Genomic DNA, 10,209 nt, shown 5'->3' on the forward strand with positions numbered 1-10,209 from the left:
ATATTTAGAGAAATATTTGAATGAAAGCATTATTTGTGCTAAAATATTATTTTGAATGATATTACTTAAAATATAATTAGTATTTATAATATTACTTTATTTAATATTTATGAATGTAATCAGCTTAAACATTATAAAGAAAGAGAGTGTAAGATTAAAATGATTAAAAAAGATATTAAAAACCAAATTATAAAAAACTATCAACACCATGAAAAAGATACTGGTTCTACAGAAGTACAAGTTGCCATTTTAACCGAACAGATTAACAGCCTTACCCAGCATTTAATTCAGCACAAAAAAGATTCTCATTCAAAACATGGACTATTAAAAATGGTTGGTAAAAGAAGAAGTTTATTAAACTTTCTTAAAGATAATGATGTTGAAAAATACCGAAAGCTAATCAGTCAATTGAATTTAAGAAAATAAATAATATTTTTTTATCGACTTCAAAACTAATTTAAGGAGATACTAAATAATATGATCAAATTTGATACTAGGAATGTGGAAACAAAGGTTGGAGGAAAAACCATAAAAATAGAAACAGGTAAAATGGCAAAACAGGCAAATGGTTCCGTTTTGCTTACCTGTGGAGAAACAGTTGTGTTGGTTACTGCTGTCGCTTCTAAAGAATCCCGAGAAGGAATAGACTTTTTCCCTTTATTAGTGGATTATGAGGAAAAGTTCTATGCCGCTGGGAAAATACCGGGTGGCTTTTTTAAGCGAGAAGGTAAACCCAGTGAAAATGCAACTCTCACATCAAGACTTATAGATCGCCCTCTACGTCCTCTGTTTCCTGAAAATTATTATAATGATGTGCAAATAATAGCTTCTGTATTGTCTTATGACCAGGAAAACCTTCCTGATGTTATCTCAATTATTGGTGCCTCGTGTGCTCTTTATATTTCAGATATACCATTTACTAAGCCAGTAGCTGCGGTACGTATCGGATATAAGAATGGAGAATATTTAATTAATCCAACAGTAGAAGAAATAAAAGAATCTAAACTTAATATGGTTGTAGCCGGTACTAAAGATTCTGTTATTATGTTGGAAGGAGAGGCTAAAGAATTATCAGAAGAAGAAATATTAATTGCAATTGAAAAAGCACAAGTCGAAATCAAAAAAATTGTTGATATGCAAATTATGTTTGCAAATGAACTAAAAAAAGATAAATCTGTCCAAACATGGGAACCTGATCCGGTATTAACACAGGAAAAAGATAGATATATCAATTTTATTAAGGATAATTTTTTTGACAAGATTGAAAAAGCCCAGATAATTTTTGAAAAAAAGGAAAGAGAAGAACAGCTAAACGCATTATTGGATGAAGTGCTTAAAGAAATAGAGAGTGATGAAAAAGAGCCTGAACCCAATAAATCACTTATAAAAGGTGCATTCGATGTTGCATGCAAAGAATCAATGAGAAGGTTAGTTATTGAAAAGAATATTAGAGTTGATAGTCGTGCAATGGATGAAGTAAGGCCAATTGTCTGTGAAACTGGTATATTACCAAGAGTTCACGGAAGTGCACTCTTCACTAGAGGACAAACACAGTCCTTAGTGATAACAACTTTGGGTTCTGTCAGGGATGAACAATCTATCGATACATTGGAAGAAGATACTTCTCGCAAATTTTATTTACACTATAACTTTCCACCCTTTTCAGTAGGTGATGTAAAACCCAGAAGATCGCAATCCAGAAGAGAAATTGGCCATGGAGCTCTAGCTGAAAAAGCTATCAAGGCATTGATTCCTGATGAAACTGATTTTCCCTATACAATTCGTGTTGTATCAGAAATATTGGAATCTAACGGTTCTTCGTCTATGGCTACAGTTTGTGGAACGAGTATGTCTCTAATGGATGCAGGGGTTCCATTAAGAAAGCCAATTGCTGGAATTGCTCTTGGTCTTGTTAAAGAAGGGGATAACTATAAAATTCTAACTGATATTTTAGGAATAGAAGACCATTATGGGGATATGGATTTTAAAGCCGCTGGTTCAATTGATGGTATTACCGCAATACAAATGGATTTAAAAATAGATGGCGTATCAGCTGAAATTATTAAAGATATTTTGGAAAAATCCAAAAAAGGAAGATTGTTCATTTTGGAAAAGATGAACAGTGTTATAGATAAGCCAAAGGAAGAATTATCTAATTATGTTCCTAAAATGTTCATCATGAAAGTAAATCCTGATAAGATAGGCAGCGTTATTGGTCCAAGTGGAAGAAACATAAAGAAAATTATCGAAGAAAGTGGCACAGAAATTGATATTAAGGATAACGGTGAAATATTTATCACCGCTGATAATACTGATAAAATAGAAAAAGCAAAATATCTTATAGAGGGCTTAGTTAGGGAAGTTAAAGTTGGAGAGATATATGATGGTAAAGTAAAAAGAATAACAAAATATGGGGCTTTTATAGAAATATTACCTGGTGTAGAAGGTCTCTTACATATATCTAACTTATGCCATTATCATGTTGACAAAGTCGAAGATGTTATAAATGCTGATGATGAAGTTAAAGTAAAAGTAATTGGGGTTGACCAGCAGGGAAAAATCGATTTAAGCAAAAAAGAACTTACACCAAGACCCGATAAGAATGATAGAAATAACAAATCTAATTATAATAAAAAATCTTCACATAGATAAGTTCACAAAAAGGTTTTAGTGCGAATGGATAAAGAGATTAAAAAAATAAAAGTCAAAATTGAAAAGGAAAAAGATTGCAAGGATTTACCATTACCCAAAGCTGCAAGCAAATATTCTTCGGGAATAGACTTATTTTCAGCTGAAAATAAGTCTATTGAAATTAAAAAAGGTGAAATCAGGCTTATTTCAACAGGAATTAAAATTGCCTTACCGGTAGGGTTTGAAGCCCAGGTCAGACCCAGGAGTGGATTAGCTTACCGTTACGGTATTACTGTTCTTAATACTCCTGGCACAATAGATTCTGATTACCGAGGGGTTATAAAAATAATACTTATTAACCATGGGAAAGATAATTTTATTGTAAACAGGGGAGACCGTATTGCTCAATTGGTTATTCAAAAAATCTATCATCCAGTATTAATTGAAACAGAAAAATTGGATGACACTAAAAGAGGTATTGGCGGTTTTGGGCATACTGGTATTAAAACTAATTAACAAATCATTATATAAAATTATAAAAAGCAATATTATATGAATAAAATTAAGGTAAGCAATGCACTATATTATTTTAGGCTTAATTCAAGGATTAACCGAATTTCTTCCAATAAGCAGTTCCGGACATCTTGTTATAGGCCAGTATCTACTTGGTTTAGAAATTTCTGGTGTTGGATTTGAAATATTTGTGCATTTCGGAACAGTTTTAGCTGTATTATTGCTATTTAAAAAAAGAATCAAGAAAATTCTTCTATCATTTATAAACAGTATTACTAAAATCAGTAGTCGTGATAAGTTTTTCAGTAACTTCAAAAATGACCCGCAATGCAAGTTTGCCTGGTTATTAGTAATCAGCACAATACCAGGTGCACTTATTGGGTATTTTTTTAATGACCAGATAGAAGCTATTTTTGGAAGTCCAATTATTGCTGCATCAATGCTAATCATCACCGGAATATGCCTTTTTTTAACTGACAAATTCCTGGTAAGTGGAAATAAAAGAATATCAGAAATAAATATAATTGATGCTTTGTTTATAGGTATAGCTCAAGCATTTGCCATTATTCCAGGAATATCAAGATCTGGTTTCACCATAATGATGGCTTTGTCAAGGAAACTGGATCGTAAATTTGCAGCAGAATATTCTTTTATTTTGTCCATTCCTATAATTATCGGAGCTTCAATATTTAAATTATCTGAAATATTTTATCTTGAAATTAATATAATGTTGTTAATTACCTCTGGATTGACTGCTTTTTTATCGGGTTATTGGGCAATGAAATTTTTTATAAATATACTTATAAATAATAAACTGCGATTATTTAGTTATTATCTTTGGATCATAGGAATTGGATTAATAATTTTTATTTTATTAAATTAAATGGAAATAAGTTGAATATGGCAAATAAAGATGAAAAACAGTCTAACATAAAAAAAAGAATATTAGGCATAATATTAATATTAATTGCTTTTTACTACTTATCTGCTCTACTATTTTTCCCTAATTGGTTTTTCTTCTCTTCAGTAATAATAGATCTTATTAACAGAACTGTAGGAATTGGGAAATATTTACTTTTTTTTCTAATATTGATTGAAGGATTAATTCTATTATTAAATATTCAAATTATAAATTATTTTTATAAAATATTTGGTACCACTTCCTTATTTTTGATTATTTTGGTTTTTATCCACTTGGGATTAATTCATATTGAATATTCATATTTATTGGCAAAAAATGGTGCAGGAGGAGGCCTTTTTGGGTTTTATATTGCTAACTACTTGAATAATTACTTTGGATTAACCGGTGCATATCTATTTTTAATTGCAATTGGATTAATCTCTCTTTTATTTATAACAGATGTTTCTTTTATATATGCAATACACTATCTTTTCAATAAAACAGTTCGGTTATTTAGCGGTATTTTTAACAAATTGAGAGTAGAGAGAATGGATGCTGAAAATACTCAAAAACAAGATAATACTAAAACTATTATTACTTACTATAATGAAAAAGACGAGCCAAAAAGAAGATCCAAACCTATATTTAAAAAAAGCATTGCTGAAAATAAAAAAGATATAAAAACAGACTCAACCGTTCAAGCTAAAATTGATTTTTCAAATAATATCAAAATTGACAACATCATCAAAGACTCAAAATATATAATACCGCCAACTGACCTATTGAATAATGTTAAAGAAGAAAACAGAACAAAGGGACAAGAGAAGATAAAAAGCAGTATTCTATTGCTACAAAAAACATTAGATAATTTTGGTATTCAAGGTGAAGTAATAGGTGCAACCCAGGGTCCAACAGTAACAAGATATGAAATACAACCAGCCCCCGGAGTTAAAGTGTCAAAAATTACTAATCTCAGCAATGATATTGCATTGGCATTTGCTGCCGCTGCTGTTAGAATTGAAGCCCCAATTCCCGGCAAAAATGCAATTGGCATTGAAGTTCCAAATAAAGAAAAAGACACTGTTCTATTAAGAGAAATAATTGAGTCAAATGATTATAAAAACAACTCGTATATTTTGCCTATAGCTCTCGGTAAAGATATTGGTGGTAGTAACGTTATTGCTGATTTGGTTGACCTGCCACACTTGCTAATTGCAGGGTCTACTGGTTCAGGAAAAAGTGTTTGCCTTAATTCTATTATTTTAAGCTTAATTTATCGCTTCGGACCTGATATGATAAAATTTGTGATGGTTGACCCAAAAAGAGTAGAGTTAAATGTTTATAATGGAATACCTCATTTAATCCTACCTATTATAACTAATACAAAAAAGGTTGATAAAGTATTGAATTGGGCTATTTCAGAGATGGAAAACAGGTTTAAAGTGTTTGCAGAGGCAGGTGTTCGTAATTTAAAAGGATATCATGAATATATGAAGAGTATTAAATCTGATGAAAAGCAGCTACCTTATATTGTTATTATAATTGATGAACTTGCTGATTTAATGATGTCTTCTCCAGTAAAAATTGAAGAATCTTTATGTAGACTGGCGCAGATGACCAGAGCTACAGGAATCCATTTGATTATTGCTACTCAAAGACCATCTGTAGATATTATTACCGGGTCAATTAAGATTAATTTTCCTTCTAGAATAGCATTTGCTGTCTCAACACAAGTGGATTCAAGGACTATTCTGGATGTTAATGGAGCGGAAAAACTATTAGGTAATGGTGATATGCTTTTCTCCCCAATAAATGCATCTAAACCAATACGTGCTCAGGGTTCTTTTGTTTCTGAAAAGGAGATTAAAAATATTGTTTCCTTTTTGAAGAATAATACATCTGGCCCGGAGTATCAAGATAATATACTTGAAAGTAAAATAAGTAATGGAATAGAATCAGAAGAAAAAAAAGATGAGGAAGAGGATGAATTGTTTGAAGATGCCATTGATACCATTATAAATAACAACCAGGCTTCTATATCAATTTTACAAAGAAAATTAAGAATAGGATATACAAGAGCCGCCCGATTGATTGATATAATGGAAGAAAAGAAAATGATTGGGCCTTACGATGGCCGTAATCCTAGAAAAATACTATTATCTAAAGAAGAATATATTTCAATGAAAAATAATATTCATAATGAGAATGATGAATAAACATAATAATATTTAATTGAAATAAAAAAAATATCGTATTATTATAATAATTAATGTAACAAAAATTATTCAGTAAATGGCTAATATGAAAACTCAGAATCTGATAATATATTATTTTTTAATTTTCTGAGGGCTAGGAGTGTTTTAATATTATGAAAGAAATTGGAGAATATTTAAAAAATAGAAGAATAGAGCTTGGAATATCACTTGACGAAGCTGAACAATATCTAAAAATAAGAAAAAAATATATAATTGCCATTGAAAGTGGTGATGAAAGTGTTCTTCCCGGAAGAACATATTTTTTGGGTTATTTAAGGAATTACGCTAATTATTTAGAGGCAGATCAAGATTTCATTAATGAACATTTAGAAAAAAAAGAGAGTATACCTAAAAAAGTCGATATCAATGGAGAGGAGAAACTAAAAGTAAAAAAAGCAAGTAAGTACTTTTCTCCTGATAAAAGAAGATATAGAATAAAAAAAGAAAAAAAATCTATAAATTTTGTTCCAATAATTAGAATAGCCATAGTTATTTTGTTTATTGCGGGTGCTTTTTTCTTAGTTAGTAATTTTTTTAATCGAGTAAAACAGCCTCCTGTAGAAATTGAGGAAACTGAAGTTACAATAAAGGAGAATAGTACCACTGAGGAGAAAACATTAGAACAAGAATTAACAGAAATGGCTGAAAAAAATTTGCAACAGCAACAAGAAGAATTACCCCAGGAAACCCAAGGTATTTTTTTAGAACCATTACCAGAGTATAAAACTATTAACATTGCAACACAAGAACCAGTCTGGGTAAAGGTAATACAAAATGATAAATTACTCTTTGAAAGTATTATTTTTTCAAACGAAGATATTAAAATAAAAACAGAGGAAGAGTTTTCTTTATTTTCAACATCTTCTGATAGCATCAGCGTTTATTTAGAAGAAGAGGAAATACTTCCATCATATACCGACATTAATCGCATTTGGCGCTATCAAATACTTCCATCAAACGAGAATATCTAAAATGGGTCAAATTTATTATCCTAATCCTGTTAAATTAATATTCAGCATCATAGGTAATGAAGATTATATGTTTTTAGAAGCAAAGGTTAATTTAACAAAAATATTCGGAAAAATAGATATGGAAAGTGAATTTCAAAATTTTGATTTTACTGATTATTATAAAAAAGAAATGGGTGATTGCTTAAAACAGCAATTGATATCATTCGAGAAATTAATTATCCCGACTAAATTAAGCATAATAAAGCATATAAGTAATAAAATGGAGCTAACAATAGCTACAAATATTAATGAAGGTATTTTAAAAAAAAGAAAAAGAAGGATAAATCTAGACCCCGGATATTTAACATTAAGTAAATTTATTTTAGCAAGTACCAAGGATGGATCTGCAAGAATCTATTTGAATCATGGAATATATGCTGAGATAACCCTGTCTTTTATTCATAAAACATTTCAACCATTGGATTGGACATACCTTAATTATCAAACTTTTTTATTTATTAATTTTTTAAACGATGTAAGAAAAAAGTATAAAGATCAAATAAACATTATTCAAAGTAGTCAAAATACATAAATATAATAAAATAATAAAGGGGTGAATAGTTATTGATTTTAGTAAAAAAAGAGTATTTATAGCAGTCAATTTAGATAATAAAATAAGAGATTATATTAGCACTATACAGGGAGATGTAATTAATGTAGAAGATTCGCAAATTAAAATAAAAATGGTTGAAAATAGTAATTTACATATTTCTTTAAAATTTTTAGGTGATTTGAATTCATTAGAAATAGAAAAAATATTGATTGCATTGCAAAAAGTATCATTTAAAACAAATTCTTTTAACATAAGTCTTTCAAAAGGAATTGGAGTATTTCCCAATTCTAAAAAGCCTAGAGTTCTTTGGATAGGTATCGAAAAAGGAGCAGAAGAATTAAAAAGAATACATTATTTTATAGAACAAGAACTGATAAATGAGTCATTTTATATCCGTGAAAAAATATTTACACCTCACATAACATTAGGAAGAATAAAATATATAAAATATCCATCCAAATTAATAGAATTAGAAAATAACATAAAATATAAGGATATTTCTCAAAAAATTATTTCCATAGACTTTATGGAAAGCAACCTAACCAGTAAAGGACCAATCTATAATAAAATTAGCTACTTTCCTTTTTTGCAGTAAAAATATGACAATTTATAGATAATATTAAAATATGAGGAGCAACTTATAATGAAAGAAAAAACAAATATTAACCCGGAGAGGGAAAAAGCCTTAAAAATGGCTATGGAAAATATTGAGCATCGTTTTGGTAAAGGCTCTATTATGAAATTTAGTGATCGTCCCAAGGTAACAGGTGCAAGTATCATACCAACGGGTTCTTTGGCGCTAGATATTGCATTAGGTATTGGAGGAGTACCTCGTGGTAGAATTGTTGAAATATATGGTCCGGAATCTTCCGGTAAAACGACACTGGCTTTACATATGATCGCAGAAGCTCAGAAAAGTAAAGGAATTGCCGCTTTTATTGATGCAGAACATGCTATGGATCCAATATATGCAAAAAATATTGGGATTGATATTGATGAATTAATCATTTCACAACCTGATACCGGGGAGCAAGCTCTAGAAATAGCAGAATCTTTAGTAAGAAGTAATGCAGTGGATATCATAGTAATTGATTCTGTTGCAGCACTAGTTCCAAAAGCTGAGATTGAAGGCGATATGGGAGATTCTTCCATGGGCCTGCAAGCACGATTAATGTCGCAAGCACTTAGAAAACTTACTGCAATTATTAATAAATCCAGAACCACAATGATTTTTGTAAACCAGATAAGGGAAAAAATTGGAATTATCTTTGGAAACCCTGAGACAACTCCTGGCGGAAGAGCGCTAAAATTTTATTCAACTATAAGATTAGACATAAGAAGAAAGGCGTCTATAAAGAAAAATGATTCAAATATTGGTATTAATGTTAAAGTCAAGGTTGCAAAAAATAAATTAGCTCCACCTTTTCAAGAGGCAATATTTGATATTATTTTTGGAAAAGGAATTTCTAAAGAGGGGGATATTTTTAATTTAGGTGTTATGTACGAAATAATTGAAAAATCAGGAACATGGTTTTCGTATAAGGGTATGCAATTAGGACAGGGTAAAGAAAATACTAAATTGTATTTATTAGAAAATCCTAAAATATCAAATGAAATTGAGAAAAAAATATTAGAAAAAGCTAAAATTCCAGGCTTAGAAAATAACGAATCAAATAATAAAGATGAAAAAGAAAAGAAAAATAACTGAAATAAAAATAAAAGATAGTAATCATCTAAAAAGGTTAGTATACATTGATAATAATTTTTTCATTGAGACAGATGATATAATTGTTTCAGAAATGGATTTGTTTGAAGGTAAAATCGTTAGTGAAAATATATATAGCTCTATATTACAAAAAACGCTTCTCAAAAAAGCTAAAAATGATGCAATACGTTTTTTGTCATATAGAGCACGTTCTGAATGGGAAATTGTCAATAAATTAAAAAATAAAAATTATCCCCAACCTGTTATTATAAATGTAATAAACTGGCTGAAGGAAAATGATTTTATTAATGATATTAATTTTTCTCATATGTGGATAAAAAATAAATTAGAAAATAATCCTATAGGAAGGTTTAAGATAAAAAGTGAATTAAAAAACAAAGGAATTGATAATAATATTATCGAAAAAACAATTGCTAAATTTTTGCCAAACGATGATGATGAATTAAAATTAGCATACCAATTAATAAAGAAAAAAAATGATTCTCTAAAACTAAAAAATATTGAGTTGGAGCATAAAAAAATCATTAATTTGTTGAAAAGTCGTGGTTTTTCTTATAATGTAATCAGTCGCATTTATAATGAATATAATAGTGATGCTTTTTAAGGACAGATTCCATTAA

The 10,209-nt window shown here is 29.5% G+C and carries 10 protein-coding genes; all 10 read left to right on the forward strand.

Features of this window, described 5'->3' with window-relative positions; translation table 11 throughout:
- Positions 1-162: 162 nt before the first annotated feature.
- Positions 163-426 (forward strand): 30S ribosomal protein S15, encoded by a 264-nt coding sequence (gene rpsO, locus PHQ99_06515; GenBank protein MDD4289224.1) that lies wholly within the window; start codon positions 163-165, stop codon positions 424-426.
- A gap of 51 nt (positions 427-477) precedes the next feature.
- A complete protein-coding gene (gene pnp, locus PHQ99_06520) occupies positions 478-2,652 on the forward strand; it encodes a polyribonucleotide nucleotidyltransferase (GenBank protein ID MDD4289225.1) in 2,175 nt (724 codons plus the stop codon).
- A gap of 24 nt (positions 2,653-2,676) precedes the next feature.
- Complete coding sequence (gene dut / locus PHQ99_06525; GenBank protein ID MDD4289226.1) at positions 2,677-3,147, forward strand: dUTP diphosphatase; 471 nt, start codon at positions 2,677-2,679, stop codon at positions 3,145-3,147.
- A gap of 58 nt (positions 3,148-3,205) precedes the next feature.
- Positions 3,206-4,027, forward strand: a complete 822-nt coding sequence (locus PHQ99_06530; GenBank protein ID MDD4289227.1) for an undecaprenyl-diphosphate phosphatase — start codon at positions 3,206-3,208, stop codon at positions 4,025-4,027.
- A gap of 17 nt (positions 4,028-4,044) precedes the next feature.
- The gene (locus PHQ99_06535) at positions 4,045-6,261 is read left to right on the forward strand and encodes a DNA translocase FtsK 4TM domain-containing protein (protein MDD4289228.1); all 2,217 of its coding nucleotides are present in this window, start codon (positions 4,045-4,047) and stop codon (positions 6,259-6,261) included.
- Positions 6,262-6,413: 152 nt separating this feature from the next.
- The gene (locus PHQ99_06540) at positions 6,414-7,271 is read left to right on the forward strand and encodes a helix-turn-helix domain-containing protein (protein MDD4289229.1); all 858 of its coding nucleotides are present in this window, start codon (positions 6,414-6,416) and stop codon (positions 7,269-7,271) included.
- A 1-nt stretch (position 7,272) separates the two neighbouring features.
- The gene (locus tag PHQ99_06545) at positions 7,273-7,842 is read left to right on the forward strand and encodes a DUF4416 family protein (protein ID MDD4289230.1); all 570 of its coding nucleotides are present in this window, start codon (positions 7,273-7,275) and stop codon (positions 7,840-7,842) included.
- A 58-nt stretch (positions 7,843-7,900) separates the two neighbouring features.
- Positions 7,901-8,458, forward strand: a complete 558-nt coding sequence (gene thpR, locus PHQ99_06550) for an RNA 2',3'-cyclic phosphodiesterase (GenBank protein MDD4289231.1) — start codon at positions 7,901-7,903, stop codon at positions 8,456-8,458.
- Positions 8,459-8,506: 48 nt separating this feature from the next.
- Complete coding sequence (gene recA, locus PHQ99_06555; GenBank protein ID MDD4289232.1) at positions 8,507-9,571, forward strand: recombinase RecA; 1,065 nt, start codon at positions 8,507-8,509, stop codon at positions 9,569-9,571.
- Positions 9,546-10,193, forward strand: coding sequence for a regulatory protein RecX (locus PHQ99_06560; protein ID MDD4289233.1), 648 nt, complete (start codon positions 9,546-9,548; stop codon positions 10,191-10,193). The genes recA and PHQ99_06560 overlap by 26 nt, the downstream gene beginning before the upstream one ends.
- Positions 10,194-10,209: the final 16 nt, after the last annotated feature.

The organism is Atribacterota bacterium, from assembly GCA_028703475.1.
In the GTDB taxonomy this organism is placed as follows: domain Bacteria; phylum Atribacterota; class Phoenicimicrobiia; order Phoenicimicrobiales; family Stramentimicrobiaceae; genus JAQVMU01.